This window comes from Succinispira mobilis DSM 6222, from assembly GCF_000384135.1.
Classification (GTDB): domain Bacteria; phylum Bacillota; class Negativicutes; order Acidaminococcales; family Succinispiraceae; genus Succinispira; species Succinispira mobilis.
On record NZ_KB913028.1, the window covers coordinates 1,956,772 to 1,972,428 of the forward strand.

General features: G+C 37.4%; 14 protein-coding genes and 4 tRNA genes. 2 read left to right on the forward strand and 16 right to left on the reverse strand.

The genetic code is table 11. The features are described from left to right. Positions 1 to 3: 3 nt before the first annotated feature. The 12 genes from carB to SUCMO_RS0109415 all read right to left on the reverse strand — a co-directional run bounded on the left by carB (position 4) and on the right by SUCMO_RS0109415 (position 11,067). The gene (gene carB, locus SUCMO_RS0109355; protein WP_019880450.1) at positions 4 to 3,213 is read right to left on the reverse strand and encodes a carbamoyl-phosphate synthase large subunit; all 3,210 of its coding nucleotides are present in this window, start codon (positions 3,211 to 3,213) and stop codon (positions 4 to 6) included. Position 3,214: 1 nt separating this feature from the next. Further along, a complete protein-coding gene (carA, locus tag SUCMO_RS0109360; protein ID WP_019880452.1) occupies positions 3,215 to 4,294 on the reverse strand; it encodes a glutamine-hydrolyzing carbamoyl-phosphate synthase small subunit in 1,080 nt (359 codons plus the stop codon). Next, positions 4,288 to 5,571 carry a dihydroorotase gene (locus tag SUCMO_RS0109365; protein ID WP_019880453.1) on the reverse strand — a complete coding sequence of 428 codons (1,284 nt, stop codon included), beginning with the start codon at positions 5,569 to 5,571 and terminating at the stop codon, positions 4,288 to 4,290. The genes carA and SUCMO_RS0109365 overlap by 7 nt, the downstream gene beginning before the upstream one ends. Next, positions 5,572 to 6,504, reverse strand: a complete 933-nt coding sequence (locus SUCMO_RS0109370; RefSeq protein WP_019880454.1) for an aspartate carbamoyltransferase catalytic subunit — start codon at positions 6,502 to 6,504, stop codon at positions 5,572 to 5,574. 217 nt (positions 6,505 to 6,721) lie between these two features. Next, positions 6,722 to 7,873, reverse strand: coding sequence for an MFS transporter (locus tag SUCMO_RS0109375; protein WP_019880455.1), 1,152 nt, complete (start codon positions 7,871 to 7,873; stop codon positions 6,722 to 6,724). A gap of 555 nt (positions 7,874 to 8,428) precedes the next feature. Then, positions 8,429 to 8,511, reverse strand: a tRNA-Leu gene (locus SUCMO_RS0109385). Between the two features lie 31 nt (positions 8,512 to 8,542). Then, a tRNA-Lys gene (locus SUCMO_RS0109390) sits at positions 8,543 to 8,618 on the reverse strand. A 9-nt stretch (positions 8,619 to 8,627) separates the two neighbouring features. After that, positions 8,628 to 8,703 (reverse strand) — tRNA-Gln (locus SUCMO_RS0109395). Between the two features lie 20 nt (positions 8,704 to 8,723). Next, positions 8,724 to 8,799 (reverse strand) — tRNA-His (locus SUCMO_RS0109400). A 100-nt stretch (positions 8,800 to 8,899) separates the two neighbouring features. After that, positions 8,900 to 10,033: an acyl-CoA dehydrogenase family protein gene (locus SUCMO_RS0109405; RefSeq protein ID WP_019880457.1), complete on the reverse strand. Its 1,134-nt coding sequence runs from the start codon at positions 10,031 to 10,033 to the stop codon at positions 8,900 to 8,902. Between the two features lie 28 nt (positions 10,034 to 10,061). Next, positions 10,062 to 10,487 (reverse strand): PaaI family thioesterase, encoded by a 426-nt coding sequence (locus SUCMO_RS0109410; RefSeq protein ID WP_019880459.1) that lies wholly within the window; start codon positions 10,485 to 10,487, stop codon positions 10,062 to 10,064. 10 nt (positions 10,488 to 10,497) lie between these two features. Beyond that, entirely contained in the window at positions 10,498 to 11,067 is a 570-nt protein-coding gene (locus tag SUCMO_RS0109415) for a xanthine phosphoribosyltransferase (RefSeq protein ID WP_019880460.1), read from the reverse strand. Positions 11,068 to 11,221: 154 nt separating this feature from the next. Here SUCMO_RS0109415 and SUCMO_RS0109420 point away from each other — a divergent pair, with 154 nt between their 5' ends. Both SUCMO_RS0109420 and SUCMO_RS0109425 read left to right on the forward strand, forming a co-directional pair. Further along, the gene (locus SUCMO_RS0109420) at positions 11,222 to 11,467 is read left to right on the forward strand and encodes a TIGR03905 family TSCPD domain-containing protein (protein ID WP_019880461.1); all 246 of its coding nucleotides are present in this window, start codon (positions 11,222 to 11,224) and stop codon (positions 11,465 to 11,467) included. 103 nt (positions 11,468 to 11,570) lie between these two features. Beyond that, on the forward strand, positions 11,571 to 12,521 hold the full coding sequence (locus SUCMO_RS0109425) for a magnesium transporter CorA family protein (RefSeq protein WP_019880462.1): 951 nt from the start codon (positions 11,571 to 11,573) through the stop codon (positions 12,519 to 12,521). A gap of 101 nt (positions 12,522 to 12,622) precedes the next feature. Here SUCMO_RS0109425 and secF read toward each other — a convergent pair whose 3' ends face one another. The 4 genes from secF to yajC are packed head-to-tail and all read right to left on the reverse strand — an operon-like array spanning position 12,623 to position 15,646. Continuing rightward, positions 12,623 to 13,513 (reverse strand): protein translocase subunit SecF, encoded by an 891-nt coding sequence (gene secF / locus SUCMO_RS0109430; RefSeq protein WP_019880463.1) that lies wholly within the window; start codon positions 13,511 to 13,513, stop codon positions 12,623 to 12,625. A gap of 14 nt (positions 13,514 to 13,527) precedes the next feature. Further along, positions 13,528 to 14,733, reverse strand: coding sequence for a protein translocase subunit SecD (secD, locus tag SUCMO_RS0109435; RefSeq protein ID WP_019880464.1), 1,206 nt, complete (start codon positions 14,731 to 14,733; stop codon positions 13,528 to 13,530). Between the two features lie 39 nt (positions 14,734 to 14,772). Then, positions 14,773 to 15,372, reverse strand: coding sequence for a 5-formyltetrahydrofolate cyclo-ligase (locus SUCMO_RS0109440; protein ID WP_019880465.1), 600 nt, complete (start codon positions 15,370 to 15,372; stop codon positions 14,773 to 14,775). Further along, positions 15,362 to 15,646 (reverse strand): preprotein translocase subunit YajC, encoded by a 285-nt coding sequence (yajC, locus tag SUCMO_RS0109445; protein ID WP_019880466.1) that lies wholly within the window; start codon positions 15,644 to 15,646, stop codon positions 15,362 to 15,364. The genes SUCMO_RS0109440 and yajC overlap by 11 nt, the downstream gene beginning before the upstream one ends. Between the last annotated feature and the right edge of the window lie 11 nt (positions 15,647 to 15,657).

The window sequence follows — 15,657 nt, forward strand, 5'->3', positions numbered from 1 at the left end:
AGTTTACACCTCCCAGTTAAAGTCCTGCATCGCCATAACGCTTATTAAACGACGGCGACGCATATTAGCAATTACGCCCATTACTTCTTTAGCCGTATCCATTGAGGTCAAACATGGCAAAGCGTGCTCCACTGTAGCTCGGCGAATTTTAAACCCATCTCTTTCTAATTGTTTGCCTAAAGTTAGAGTATTTACCACTAAATTTATTTTTCCAGCTTTAATGTCATCTAATAAATTTGGTGTGCCTTCACTAATTTTAACCGCTTCAGTGCAAACTATTCCTAAGCTTTTAAAATAATTTGACGTTCCTTTAGTCGCAATTATCTTATAGCCTAGCTCTTCAAACCCTTGAGCCAAAACACCAGCCTCTTCTTTGTCGCGATCTGCGACAGTAAACAATATTGCCCCCTCATGCGGAATATTAATCCCTGAAGCAATAGTGGCTTTATACAGTGCCCGCGAATAATAGCGGTCAATCCCCATAACTTCGCCAGTGGATTTCATTTCTGGCCCTAAAGATATATCAACTAAATTCATTTTTGCAAACGAGAACACTGGTGCTTTTACCGCATAATAATCTGGGAACATGCAAAGGCCACTTTTATAGCCTAAATCTTTAAGGGTTTTGCCTGTAGCTATTTTAGTTGCCAATTTAACAATTGGAATATTAGTAACTTTACTTAAAAAAGGTACGGTACGGCTAGAGCGCGGATTCACCTCAATAACATACAATTGTTCATCTTTTACTATGTATTGGATGTTAATAACCCCTTGGACTTTTAAGCCCAAGGCCAATTTATTGGTATAATCAATCACTTTAGCAATAATACGTTCCGATAAATTCTTAGGTGGATATACAGCGATACTATCGCCAGAATGTACTCCTGCCCGCTCAATATGTTCCATAATCCCTGGAATTAAAACTTCTGTACCATCACAAATCGCATCAACTTCTACTTCGGTACCTTGCATATAGTGATCTACTAAAACCGGATGTTCTGCCGAAGCTTTTACGGCATAAGACATATAATGATGTAATTCTTCATCATTATAAACAATTTCCATCGCTCTTCCACCTAAAACATAAGACGGACGCACCACAACTGGATAACCTACATGAGCTGCGGCACTAAGTGCTTCCGTAATATTAGTTACCGTTCGACCTTTAGGACGCGCAATATTCAACTCTGTCAACAACTCTTCAAAGCGTTCTCGATCCTCGGCCATATCAATACTGTTGACACTAGTACCTAAAATTTTAACCCCGCAAGCTGCCAAAGGACCGGCTAAATTTATAGCTGTTTGCCCACCAAATTGGACAATTACCCCTTCGGGCTGTTCTTTATCAATAACATTTAAAACATCTTCTAGGGTTAAAGGTTCAAAATACAATTTATCCGAAGTATCAAAATCTGTACTTACAGTTTCCGGATTGTTGTTTATAATAATTGTTTCATATCCCAATTCTTTTAAAGCCCAAACTGAGTGTACCGAGCAATAGTCAAACTCTATGCCTTGCCCAATTCTAATCGGCCCTGAGCCTAACACTAATACTTTTTTTCGTTCACTCACCGCTACTTCATCTTCTTGAGCATAGGTCGAATAATAATATGGTGTAAAGGCCTCAAATTCCGCTGCACAAGTATCTACCATTTTATAAGTAGGAATAATCGCCGCATTTTTCCTAAAATTTCTTACTTCTAACGCTGTCGAGTTTAGCAAGTTGGCAATTGTTACATCCGCAAAACCCATTTTTTTAGCTTTTCTAATTAATTTCGCATCAAACCCACTTGCTTTTAAACTTTTTTCCATTTCTACAATATTAAGGAATTTTTGCAAAAAGAAATTATCAATTTTAGTTATTTCATGAATTTCAGCAATGCTTAAACCACGACGCATACTTTCCGCGATTACAAAAATCCGTTCATCCGTAATTTCTGCAACTTTAGCAAACAGCTCTTGGTCAGCTAATTTTTCTAATTCTGGCAATTGCAAATGGGTCAAACCTATTTCTAAAGAACGCACAGCCTTTAACAGCCCCGCTTCAATATTTCTTTCTATGGCCATTACTTCCCCAGTAGCCTTCATTTGCGTACCTAGAACACGGTCAGCATCGACAAATTTATCAAACGGCCAACGCGGGAATTTAATTACCGCATAATCTAAAGCCGGTTCAAAGCAAGCCATAGTTTTTTGTGTTACTTCATTTATTATTTCATCTAATCGATAACCAATAGCTATTTTAGCGGCAACTTTAGCAATTGGATAGCCAGTAGCTTTAGAAGCCAAGGCGCTCGAGCGACTAACCCGTGGATTAACTTCAATTACACAATACCGCTCTGACTGCGTATCTAAAGCTAACTGCACATTGCAACCACCTTCAACGCCTAGTTCGCGGACTATTTTAATGGATGCAGTTCTCAGCATTTGCACTTCTCGATCTGTTAACGTTTGCGTTGGTGCTACAACAATACTATCACCAGTATGTACCCCTACTGGATCAATATTTTCCATATTACATACCGTGATGCAATTATCAGCAGCATCGCGCAATACTTCATATTCGATTTCTTTCCAGCCCGCTACACTACGTTCAATCAAGGCCTGCCCAATCAAACTATGTTTTAGACCCCGATTAGTAATTTCTAGTAATTCAGCTTCGCAAGTTGCAATTCCGCCTCCAGTACCCCCTAAGGTGTAAGCAGGCCGCACAATCAACGGATAACCAACCCGTCTAGCAAACTCTCTAGCCGCAGCTACAGTTTCTACAATGGCACTTTCCGGAATTGGTTGATTGATTTTTTGCATGGTTTCTTTAAATAATTCGCGGTCTTCCGCTTTTTTAATACTCTCAATACTCGTACCTAGTAATTCTACCTTATATTCACTCAAAACGCCCCGTTTAGCTAAGTCAACTGCTAAATTTAAACCAGTTTGCCCACCTAAAGTCGCCAACAAGCCATCTGGACGTTCTTTTTTTATTACTTCTTCTAAAAATTCTACTGTCAATGGTTCAATATAGACGCGATCTGCAATATCAGTATCAGTCATAATTGTCGCTGGATTACTATTTACTAAAACTACTTCAATTCCTTCATTTTTCAAGGTTCTACAAGCTTGGGTTCCAGCATAGTCAAATTCAGCCGCTTGACCAATGACAATTGGCCCTGAACCAATAACCATTACTTTTTTTATATACGTTTTTTTCGGCATCTTATTTTTCCCCCATATTCTTTAAAAACCGTTCAAACAAATATTCGTGTCCATCTGGTCCTGGAGCTGCTTCCGGATGATATTGCACCGAAAAAATTGGTAACTGGGTATGTTTAAATCCTTCTATTGTGCGGTCATTAACCGAAAGGTGTGTGATTTGCAAAGGCAAACCCACCAAGGACTCTTCTGTTACAGCATAACCATGATTTTGCGAGCTTATAAAAACCTTATCTAACTCTAAATCTATAACAGGATGATTAATTCCCCGATGACCAAATTTTAATTTATAAGTATCTGCCCCCAAAGCTAATGCTAACATCTGGTGGCCTAAGCAAATCCCAAAAATCGGTTTTTGCCCAATAAGTTTTTTCACCATTGCAATTACAAAAGGTAAGTCTTTAGGATCCCCCGGTCCATTAGAAAGAAAAATTCCATCTGGTGAACTAGCCAAAATTTCTTCAAATGTTGCCGTAGCTGGAAAAACTGTCAATTTACAATTAAAGTCGAGTAAAACTTGCAAGATATTTTGTTTAATCCCCAAATCCAAAACAGCTACGTGTTTACCAGTATTTTCTAACCCCAAACTATATTTTTCCGGAGTTGTAACTTCTACAACTTGCCCATGTTCCTCAGGTGTTGCCAACAAACGCTCAATTTCTGCTTGCGATACTTCTTCACCCACAATAACACCTTTTAGCACACCATGATTACGAATTTTACGCGTAATAGCCCGTGTATCTACATTGTATAAACAAGTTAAGCCTTGCTTATTTAAAAAACTAGCAATAGTTTCTTGCATGCGCCAATTATTAGGTTGTTCACATAATTGTTCGACTACATAACCTCTAGCAAAAGACTTGCGACTTTGATTAAAAAAATCACTCACTCCATAATTACCGATCATCGGGTAAGTCATGACAATAATTTGTCCACAATACGAAGGATCTGTTAACACCTCTTGATAGCCACTCATGCCGGTAGTAAAAACTACTTCCCCTACAGCATTTTCAGCCCCCAACAAGTCGCCATGGTATACACTTCCATCCGCGAACACCAATTTCCCCGCTCTGCTATTTAGCATACCACACCTTCTTTCATTACAATTTTACCATCTACTATCGTCATTACTGCGGCGCCTACACACTCTTTATTCTCATAAGGAGTATGCTTACCCCGTGTATAAAATTTTGTACTTTGTACTTGCCATTTTTTATTTATATCTAAAATTGTTATATCTGCGGGCATACCCACTTTTAAACTGCCCCGCTCCAAACCAAAAACTTGCGCTGGTTGAGTGCTCATTTTATTTACTAACTCCGTTAGATTTAACACGCCTGTATGATATAACTCGGTCAATACTACCCCTACTGAAGTTTCTAAGCCCGCAAAACCATTAGGCGCATAACGAAACTCCACATCTTTTTCTTCAAAAGCATGTGGTGCATGGTCAGTTACAATTGCATCGAATGTCCCGTCTAACAAGCCCGCACGCAAAGCTTCAACATGCACTTGATCTCTTAGTGGTGGTGATACTTTAAACGCTGTATTAAAGCTGGCACAAGCCTCATCAGTAAGTGTTAAATGATGTACTGCAACCTCGGCCGTTACTTTTACACCGCGTTTTTTAGCTTGACGAATTATTTCTGTTGACCCAGCTGTAGAAACATGCGCAATATGTACTTTCGCTTTAGCATATTCCGCTAATAAAATATCTCTTGCTACGGCAATATCCTCTGCTACAGCAGGCAACCCCGGAATACCTAGTCTTGCTGATACTACACCTTCATGCATATAACCATCTGAAAGTTTATAATCTTCCGCATGGGAAATTATTGTTTTATCAAAAATACTTGCATACTCTAAAGCTGAAGAAAACAACTTGGCATTTTGCACATAATGTCCATCATCAGAAAAGGCCATCGCGCCCGCAAAAGTCATATCGCCCATTTCCGCTAACTCTTGACCTTCTTGCCCTTTAGTTACCGCCCCGATAACTTCCACCTTAACAATCGCTTCACGACCAATTCGTTCTTTCAACCCCGATATCACTATCGAGTTATCAACAACAGGCTTGGTGTTGGGCATGCAAGCTACTGTTGTAAAACCACCGGCCGCTGCGGCTTGCGTTCCCGAAATTATATCTTCTTTAGCTTCTAGGCCTGGCTCTCTCAAATGAATATGCAGATCAATCAAACCTGGGGTAACTACCAAACCAGCTGCATCAACCACAGTTGCCGTTGCCGCCTCAATTACAGGAGCTATTTCCACAACTTTACCATCTTCAACTAGGATATCCATAACTTTATCTAAATTTTGACTTGGATCAACTACGCGTCCAGCCTTAATTAGTAATTTCATTTATTTTCCCCCCATAAGCACTAAATATAGTAAAGCCATTCTTACCGCTACCCCATTTTGAACTTCTTCTTGAATTGCTGAATTATCTGAGTAGGCAACATCAGGTGCAATTTCCAGTCCACGATTCATTGGCCCTGGATGTAAAATTAAGGCATCGGGTTTGGCTAAAGCAAAGCGTTTCGCATTTAAGCCAAAAATCCGAGCATATTCTCTAGGCGTCGGAAATAAACCTTTCTTTTGGCGTTCCAACTGAATTCTAAGCACATCTACAACATCCGCGTCTTTAAGGGCTGTTTCTACACGATCATGAATTACTACACCCATTTGTTCAATATCACGCGGAATTAAAGTCCTCGGTCCAGCTAAATGAACTTCTGCCCCTAATTTAGTCAAAGCTATAATATTGGTACGCGCTACTCTGCTATGTAAAATATCCCCTAAAATTGCAACCTTAAGGCCAGAGAAAGTGCCTTTATGGGCTTTGATGGTAAACATATCTAATAGCCCTTGTGATGGGTGAGCATGCGCCCCATCACCGGCATTAATAATTACTGGTTTAGCGATTCCAGCGGCAAAATGCGCTGCTCCTTCTACTGGATGACGCATCACAATCGCATCGACATTCATTGCTTCAACTGTCAAAATTGTATCGCGCAAACTTTCACCTTTGGTAACACTAGAAGTAGAAGTTGTAATATTAACTACATCGGCGCCTAAGTATTTACCCGCTAATTCAAACGAAGTTCTAGTTCTAGTACTTGCTTCGAAAAATAAGTTTATTACAGCTTTACCTCGTAGCGTTGGTACTTTTTTTATATCTCGATTGATTATATTTTTCATCTCTCTCGCTGTATCTAAGATTAGATTATATTCATCTACGTTAAAATCTGCTAAGGTCAAAATATCTTTGCCATATAAGGAAACTGGTTTCATTGTTATTGTATCCCCTTTCGTTATCCTTTATTTTTTCTAAAACAAAAAAGCCTACTTGGTCATGAGAATGACAAAGTAGGCTTATAATTAACAAAAACTCTATAAGCACTGCCTTACCAGCCTCTCTGGACCAGTTTAAAGGGCAATATGTTACATTAACTATTTTATCATTGGATATTGTTAATGTCAACTTAAAGCTTAACGTTTTTTATAAAATTTAACAATTATGTTTACATTTTTGATATTCAGACATAACTATACAAGCAGTACTACTAAAAGAAATAAATGCCGCTACTAACAATACTATTTCTGCTGTAAAAAATTCTTTTAACAAACTCGATAAAAACAAACCGACAATCGCTCCAACAGCTCCAGAGGTAGTTATTATTGTCATTAATTTAACACTTGGATAAGCAGCTTGTTCGTTGCCATAAGACAAAATCGTAGAGTACATACCAGAAAAACCCAGGCCTAAGAAAAAAATCAATAAATAAGCATTGTTCATATTTAAAATCGTAAATAACATCACTACGCTTAAACAAATAATCATCCCAAGCAAATAAATTAGTTTGTGCGTTAGTATGCGTTTTGCCAAAAAACCGCAAGCAAAGCGGCCTACAGCCACCCCCACCCAAAGAAACACTAGGGAAAATGCCGCCTGTTCCGTGGTTGAGGCAAATTTTTCCAAAAGAAATACAGGTAACCAGACCGAAAAGAATATTTCTGCCTTTACATTTAAAAATAGTGCTAGAGAACTTAACTTACTATATAAATTTAATTTAAATTCAGTCTCCGTCTTAGAAATTAGCGGTGCTACTGCTTGTTTATCCACTTTATAATATAACAAACTAACCAAAGTTAAACCGATACACAATAAATATACCCAGCCCCAATAAACTTTGTTTATCAAAAAAAAGCCTACAACTAATGGCCCGATAATTGCCCCAGCACTATAAAAAAAGTTTAAAAAACTCATTTGTGAAGTGCGCTCTAATCCATTATACATAATCAAAATTATATTATTAGAAACTGAAAAATGCGCGCCTAAAGCGAGTGCCGCCAAAGTTATTGCTAAGGTAAAAATCCAAAGGTTTTTAGTGAAAAAAGCAATTAACAGCGTAACTGCTACAAGTAAAACGGTCTGATAAATAAACTTAGAAACCTTTATTTTCTCATAGCATTTACCAGTATAATAATTTCCTAAAGTTCTCGCTAATGTTGTCATCGCAAAGCAGTAGCCAATAGTTGATAAACTATAACCAAAGTATCCATTTAAAACCGGGGTCAATGCCCCTGGCAAAACAAAGAAAAACCCCTGCGTAAAGTACATGGAATAGGCTACTATCGTAGCTATTAATTTATTATTCATAGCTTATCCTCACTTGAAATTTTATCGCAACTTAACTGCAACAATAAATAATTTTTTATTCTTGCTTTTATGCCGTTACTAAAGATTCTTGTATTTAACATATTTTAACACATTTTCACAGGAAAAATAAATTATCTACCAATTCCAGTTTTCCACTTATAAGCTATCCTATTTTTGTGCTAGGAAAATTTTATTATACACCTCTGATTTTCCTAGCAACAGAAACTTGCAAATAAATGCAATAATAATTTTTAGTTGCTGATATTTAAACTGGATTAAGAATGTAAAAGTTCTTAATCCAGTTTAAATATCCTTTTTTATTATTCACACTACAACATTTGGCAACGAACCAAAAATTGATGAAGTAGAAAATATTATTAAAACAACCTTAACTGAGGAGCAAACCAGGGAATTAATTTATGATTTTTATGAGTCTGTAAAAAACAAAAAAGGCTCGGAATCGTTCCGAACCTTGCTTACTACCTTTGTTAATAAAATCACCATTTCAAATTCAAACATCTGCATCCAGTTTAAAATAAACTTTTGCGGTTTGAATGGTGCGGGAGAAGGGACTTGAACCCCCACGGTTACCCGCCAGATCCTAAGTCTGGTGCGTCTGCCAATTCCGCCACTCCCGCGCTATATATAATTATAAAATTATATCAAAGTTGGTGATCCACCCGCGACTCGAACGCGGGACACCCTGATTAAAAGTCAGGTGCTCTACCGACTGAGCTAGTGGATCATATTTACTTGGTTGGGGCGGCTGGACTCGAACCAACGCGTGCGGGAGTCAAAGTCCCGTGCCTTACCGACTTGGCTACGCCCCAATTTTAGGCTTACTTCACTGTGGGGTGACTGAAGGGACTTGAACCCTCGAATAACGGAGCCACAATCCGCCGTGTTAACCACTTCACCACAGCCACCATATTAAGCTCTGGTTGCTATCAACTCTAACAACGATATTAATTTTATCATTGTTAAAGTGCTTTGTCAATACTTTTTTTATAGTTTTTTATTTGTTTTTTAGAATAATAATTTATTGGCAATTACCACTCGTTGAATTTGATTAGTACCTTCATAAATTTGCATGATTTTAGCATCACGCATATACTTTTCCGCAGGATACTCTTTTGAATAACCATAACCACCCATAACCTGTAGTGCATCAGTGGTAACACTCATAGCTATATCTGCCGCATAACATTTAGACATCGCGGCTTCTTTACTAAAATCTTCGCCTTGATCGCGTAAATAGCAAGCTTTATACACTAACAGCCGAGCTGTTTCAACCTTCATGGCCATATCTGCTAGCATACCTTGAATCATCTGAAAAGAAGCAATTGGTTGCCCAAATTGACGTCTTTCTTTAGAATACTTTATCGCCATATCTAAACTTGCTTGCGCTAAACCTACAGAAACAGCACCCACAAAAGGACGCGAGGAGTCTAAGGTATTCATTGCAATTCTAAAACCTTCACCTTCACGACCTACACGTTGATCTTCACTTACTTCGACATTTTGCAAAATAAGCTCAGTAGTGTTGGAAGCTCGAATTCCCATTTTATCTTCTTTTTTGCCAATAGAAAAGCCTGGGGTATCTTTTTCAACGATAAAGGCTGTTAACCCTCTTATTCCCCCCGTTTTTCTAGTATTAGCAAAAATCAAATATACTTCAGCCACTCCACCATTTGTAATAAAAGCTTTCGTACCATTTAAGATATATTTATTGCCATCTTTTACTGCACTAGTCGCTACCCCACCTGCATCAGAACCAGCATTTGGCTCGGTAAGAGCAAAAGCTGCTAATTTTCCTTGTTTAATAATGTCAAAATAATAAGCTTTTTGCTTATCAGTTCCTTTTATAATTACTGGATAAGAAGCTAGTGCATTGGCAGCAACTACTGTAGCTACGCCAGCACAACCTTTAGCAAGCTCTTCATATAACAACGCTAAAGTCACGCTATCTAAGCCTACACCACCATTTTCTTTTGGGACAACCAAATCCAGCAAACCAATTTTAGCTAATTTACCTAAAAGTTCAGGGTGCATTTTATTCTCTTTATCCATTGTCAAAGCAATCGGTTTTATTTCTCTTTCGACAAACTTACTGACCAAGTCCTTTAATTCCAATTGTTCCTGCGTAAATCCAAAATTCATATTTGGCAACCTCCTAAAATTTTTAAAATTAGTCCAATGAAATTTCCCCTATTACAAAAAAGGTTGCTTGCAGCTTACCTATAAGCTTACCTTCTAAATTTTCTACTATACCCTCGGCTACGATAGTACGCCGACCTTGATGAATGATTTTAGCTGTAGCTATTGCTGTTTCCCCCGCCTCAATTACACTAATAAAATTAGTTGTCATTGCTAAAGTTACAACTTTCTTACCCGTGCTTACACAGGCTATTCCCATGGCTGTATCTGCTAAAGAAATCAAGCCGCCCCCATGCAAGGCTCGATGTAAATTAGTGTGTTTTTCATAATCTACATACATACTCATTTTTGCATAACCACTAGTTACTTCTTCAATCTTCATATCGAGATAATTAACAAACTTATTATCAGCGTAAATCTTTCTAAGTTGCTCTGTTTTATCTTCCGCTAAATCCATCTTCCTCCCCCTAATCTAATATTACCCTCCCATTTTCAAACGCTTTTATTCTTGCCAATGATTCTAAATTATAACCTTTGACATTTATTTTTTCAGCTCCACCCTGGAATTGTTTCTCAATAACTATGCCGATACCAACAACTGTGCTCCCTGCTTGTTCAACTAAACTGGCTAACCCAACCGCAGCTTCTCCATGTGCTAAAAAATCATCTAATATCAAAACTTTCTCACCTGCTGGTAAAAACTTGCGTAACACACTTACATTGCTTGTAATTTTTTTAGTAAACGAATGCACTTTAGCCACATATGCTTCTTCATTCATTATCTCCGAAGCACTTTTTTTGGCAAACACCACTGGGACATGTAGGATAAATCCTGTAGCTAAGGCCACAGCAATTCCTGAAGCTTCAATTGTTAAAATTCTGTCTATTTTTTGCTCAGCAAAGCGTCTAGCGAATTCTTTACCAATTTCTAGCATTAGATCAGGGTCGATTTGGTGATTTAAAAAAGAATCCACCTTTAAAATTCTATCATTTAAAACAATACCCTCACTTAAAATCTTTTCTTTTAATAATTGCATTTTCTTCGTCCTCTCAATCTAAAGCTTTATTTTATATATTTTATACTAATTATGCCCATTTGAAAACATAAAATTTGTTAGAACTTGAAAAATCACCTTTATAGGAAGCCAATAATATGCTAAAATTATAAATAATTTCAAGGAGGAGCAACTCATGTATACATATAAACCTAATGGCGTATGCGCACAAAGCATAACTTTCGATATAACCAATAATACTGTTTCGCAAATAACCTTCAAAGGCGGTTGCGACGGCAATTTAAAGGGGTTAGCAGCTCTGGCCGAAGGAATGCCTTGTTCTGAGGCAATTGCTCGTTTGGCAGGTATAACTTGTGGCAACAGACCAACTTCCTGTCCTGACCAGCTAGCACAAGCGCTTTCCGCAATTATTAATCCCTAACTGCAGTTGACAATAATTCTTTTATATTTTTCTTTATTAAAATATTTCCAAATCAAATATCTTTAGCTTCAAAAACAACTTTACAAGTGAAAGGAGGGGCACAATGATTAATCTCTATAAAAGTTCTGAAGACACCATTTGTGAATTAGCATTCGATGAAATCGATAAAGGTTGCTGGGTCGAGCTTATCAACCCCTCATCTGATGAATTAGCACTTATCACTGAAAAAACCGGTGTTTATTTAGATTTTCTAACAGCAGCATTAGATGACGAGGAACGTTCCCGTATCGAGGTAGAGCAAGATCAATTACTAATTTTGATTGACATTCCTTTACTCCGAAGCAATAAAGATTATGACACTTTACCACTCGGCATCATAATCACAACCGATTATATCATTACCGTTTGCTTGGAAGTAAATGCTGTCCTAGCTGATTTTTCCACGCATAATGCGCGCTCTTTTTGCACATTCAAAAAAACACGCTTTTTGTTCCAAATTCTCTATAAATCTGCGCTATTATACTTAAAATATATCCGAAACATTAATCGGCGTACTGACGAGTTAGAACAACATTTACGCAAATCAATGGATAACGATGAATTATTTAAACTTCTCGACTTAGAAAAAAGTTTAACTTATTTTTCCGCTTCTTTACGTAGTAATTTTAATGTTACGGAAAAATTACTACGCTTACGTTCCACAAATCAAGTGCAACATCTGATAAAAATGTACGAAGAAGATGAAGACCTTTTAGAAGATGTAATCATTGAGTATCGCCAGGCGATTGAAATGGTTGAAATGTACAGCCATATTCTAAATGGAATGTTAGAAATTTTCGCTTCCATTATTTCCAACAATCTGAATCTGGTTATGCGTTTACTGGCTTCTATAACGATAATTTTAGCCGTGCCAACAATGCTTTCCAGTTTTTGGGGAATGAATGTTCCCGTACCCCTAAGTGAGAATCCTCTAGGATTCCTTTGGGTTGTGGGACTAGCAATAACTTTAACGAGCGCCTGCGCTTTTTGGCTTTGGAAAAAAAGAATGTTCTAAGTTTTTTATAAAAAACGTTTAGTGCCCCTAGAAGCTAGCCCGAATGGCTAATTTCTAGGGGCACTATTATTTTAAAATTCACCAAGTTTTATTTAAGTTAATTATTTAACACTTGCTTGGATCTTGCGGTTACGAAACATCATCCACAGTGAACTCGCCAAAAAAATGGATGTAAATGTACCGCTAACAAAGCCCACTGTCATGGCCATAGCAAAATTCTTTAAAGTATCGCCACCAAAAACATATAACGAAATTGTGGCAAATAATACTGTGGCAACAGTGTAAATCGACCTTGTCATAGTTTGATTGATACTATTATTAACCAAAACTAAGAGCCCATCTGTTTTACGATAACTTTTTAAGTTTTCACGAATTCTATCAAAAATAACTATTGTTCCATTAATCGAATAACCTACTACTGTAAGCAATGCCGCTACAAAAGATGAATCTACTTCCGCTTGCGTTATTGCAAAAAATCCTAAAACAATCATTACATCTTGGATCAAACATAAAATCGCGGCCAACGCAAAATTTATTTCAAAACGTAAGGTTATATACGCAATCATCAATAACCAGGAAACAAGCATCGCAATACCTGCCTGCCTAGTCAATTCGCCCCCAATAGTGGCGCCAACTTTTTCCATTCTTAATAATTCAAAAGGAGCTACATTTTGTTCTAGACTTTTCATTATCGCAATCCGTTGTTGGTCATCTTCTAAAGCATAAGTTCTTATCACTACATTTTGCGCTTGTGTACTACCTTCAGCTCCGGCTAATTGAATAACACTATTTTCCAAAGAAAATTCTTTCAAGACCCCGCGCACCTGTTCTACCGATACCGCCTTATTGAATTTTAAATCAATAATCGTGCCTCCAGTAAAATCAATCCCCAAATTAAATCCACGTACCGCAATTGAAGTTACACAAAAAAGTAGCACAATAGTGGCGATGGTAAACCAAATTTTGCTTTTTCCCGCTATATTAAAATTCATGATTCTACCCACTCCTATGCCCCAAAAAATTTGCTATTTTTAACTAAATTGCTGGCAATGAAAAATTTCAACATATATTTAGTTACTGTAATAGCTGTAAACATACTTAAGACAATCCCAATCGCCAGCGTCACCGCAAATCCTTTTATTGGTCCTGCACCTAAGTAAAATAAAACCGCAGCCACAAATAGTGTTGTAATATTGGAGTCAAAAATAGTCGTAAACGCTCTAGAAAACCCTGAGTCCATTGCGGAACGCAAAGTCTTGCCAGCCCGTACTTCCTCTTTAAACCGTTCGAAAATCAAGACATTAGCATCAACCGCCATACCCATTGATAAAATTATGCCAGCAATACCAGGCAAGGTCAACGTCGCATTTAACATCTTCATTGTAATCAACAATAACATCACATATAACAATAAAGAAATATTAGCAATAAATCCAGATACTCGATAAAATAGACACATGAAAATCAATATTCCAATTACGCCTACCGCAAAAGCTTTAACACTTTTATCTTTAGAATCTTGTCCTAAAGTTGGTCCTACTGTACGATTTTCCACAATATTAACTTTAACTGGCAAAGAACCACTTCTGAGCAAAATTGCTAAATGTTCCGCCTCTTCCATACTTCTATTTCCTGTTATAACTGCTTTTCCTCCAGTTATTGGTTCATTAACTACTGGTTTAGTAAGCACTTCATTATCCAATAAAATCGCTATCGGCTGACCCACAAATTTGCTCGTTAAATCGGCAAATTTTTTCGTTCCTGCCTCAGAAAACTCTATCGCCACTAAAGGCCTACTAGAGCCATCCATATGTGCTTTGGAATCTTTTAAATCTTTTCCTGTTAAAACTGTATTATTTTGCGGATCCCGAAACTCCAACAATGCCGTTTTACCAATCATGGCTATTGCTTTTTCTGGATCCTTAATTCCTGGTAATTCGACAATTATCCTGCGAGCACCTTGTCTTTGAATTATTGGTTCTGTTAAACCCAATTCATTTACCCGCCGTTCAATAATTTTAACCACCCGATTTACTGCATCGTCATTAACTTTAGCATCAGGCGTATCCACGGCTTCTAAAACAATATGTGTTCCACCTTGCAAATCTAACCCTTGTTTTATCGAATTAGATAAAGGTACAATATACACTGCAAAAGCGATTAAAATAACCAATGCAATTCCCGTAAACTTTCCAAAACTATCCCATCTCAAGCAAATTGCCCCCTTAGTAATTGTATACAGAAAGTATTTTTACAATTTTATTATTCTTGTTTCTGTCACTATATAATGCATTTTTACATCTCGAATACCACTTGGCAAATTTTCCAATAAATTATATTCTGCGGCCACGCCAATATAGATTGCTTTTCGTGCTTTCGGTAAAAACCGATCATAATAGCCTTTGCCTAAACCTAAGCGTGCTCCATTTTTTGAAAACCCTAATCCCGGAACCAGTACAACATCAATATCTTCCGTCGGGCAAGTTGCAACTTGCATAGGCATTCTAATGCCAAACTCACCTAGTACTACTGACTCTAGGTTGGGCAAATAAACTGCTTCTAGCAAACTTTTTTCTTTATCCAAAATTATCGGTACGCAAACATTTTTGTTCTGCTGCAAAAATATCTCTAACAGTCCATCTATGGAAATTTCTTTTCCAAAAGCTAGATAGCCCATTATCGTTTGTGCCGTTTGTACTTCTGGCAAAGATGCTAATTGCTTGGTAATTTTGACATTGCAAATTTCCAGCTCTTGACTGACAAGATTGTTTCTTGCAGTCAAGAGCTGTTTTCTAATTAATTGCTTATGCACCTTTAGTTCAGCATCTGAAATTTCAGGTCTATTCTTCACTGCGCCCCTCAACTTGGTTAACAGCCGTTTTAACAAATTCTATTTCTACTTTATCAGCTACCTTCAGCACTATCTTTTTATCATCAATAGCTGTAACAACTCCATACATACCACCTACTGTAATAACCTTATCGCCCTTTTTCAAAGCGCCGAGCATGCTCGCTCTTTTTTGTTGTTCTTTTTTCTGTGGTTTATATAACATAAAATAAAAAATCAAACCCATTAGTAAAAATGGCCATACAGCAGTAAGTGTTTGGATTACATCATTTGGCATTGTGGACTAGC

What these genes read in the sequence shown, in the direction of transcription:
- yajC (WP_019880466.1), bottom strand. Translation starts at nt 15,646, where the DNA reads ATGCCAAATGATGTAATCCAAACACTTACTGCTGTATGGCCATTTTTA.
- carA (WP_019880452.1), bottom strand. Translation starts at nt 4,294, where the DNA reads ATGCTAAATAGCAGAGCGGGGAAATTGGTGTTCGCGGATGGAAGTGTA.
- SUCMO_RS0109415 (WP_019880460.1), bottom strand. Translation starts at nt 11,067, where the DNA reads ATGCAATTATTAAAAGAAAAGATTTTAAGTGAGGGTATTGTTTTAAAT.
- SUCMO_RS0109410 (WP_019880459.1), bottom strand. Translation starts at nt 10,487, where the DNA reads ATGGATTTAGCGGAAGATAAAACAGAGCAACTTAGAAAGATTTACGCT.
- secF (WP_019880463.1), bottom strand. Translation starts at nt 13,513, where the DNA reads ATGAATTTTAATATAGCGGGAAAAAGCAAAATTTGGTTTACCATCGCC.
- SUCMO_RS0109370 (WP_019880454.1), bottom strand. Translation starts at nt 6,504, where the DNA reads ATGAAACCAGTTTCCTTATATGGCAAAGATATTTTGACCTTAGCAGAT.
- SUCMO_RS0109420 (WP_019880461.1), top strand. Translation starts at nt 11,222, where the DNA reads ATGTATACATATAAACCTAATGGCGTATGCGCACAAAGCATAACTTTC.
- SUCMO_RS0109365 (WP_019880453.1), bottom strand. Translation starts at nt 5,571, where the DNA reads ATGAAATTACTAATTAAGGCTGGACGCGTAGTTGATCCAAGTCAAAAT.
- SUCMO_RS0109425 (WP_019880462.1), top strand. Translation starts at nt 11,571, where the DNA reads ATGATTAATCTCTATAAAAGTTCTGAAGACACCATTTGTGAATTAGCA.
- carB (WP_019880450.1), bottom strand. Translation starts at nt 3,213, where the DNA reads ATGCCGAAAAAAACGTATATAAAAAAAGTAATGGTTATTGGTTCAGGG.
- SUCMO_RS0109405 (WP_019880457.1), bottom strand. Translation starts at nt 10,033, where the DNA reads ATGAATTTTGGATTTACGCAGGAACAATTGGAATTAAAGGACTTGGTC.
- SUCMO_RS0109375 (WP_019880455.1), bottom strand. Translation starts at nt 7,873, where the DNA reads ATGAATAATAAATTAATAGCTACGATAGTAGCCTATTCCATGTACTTT.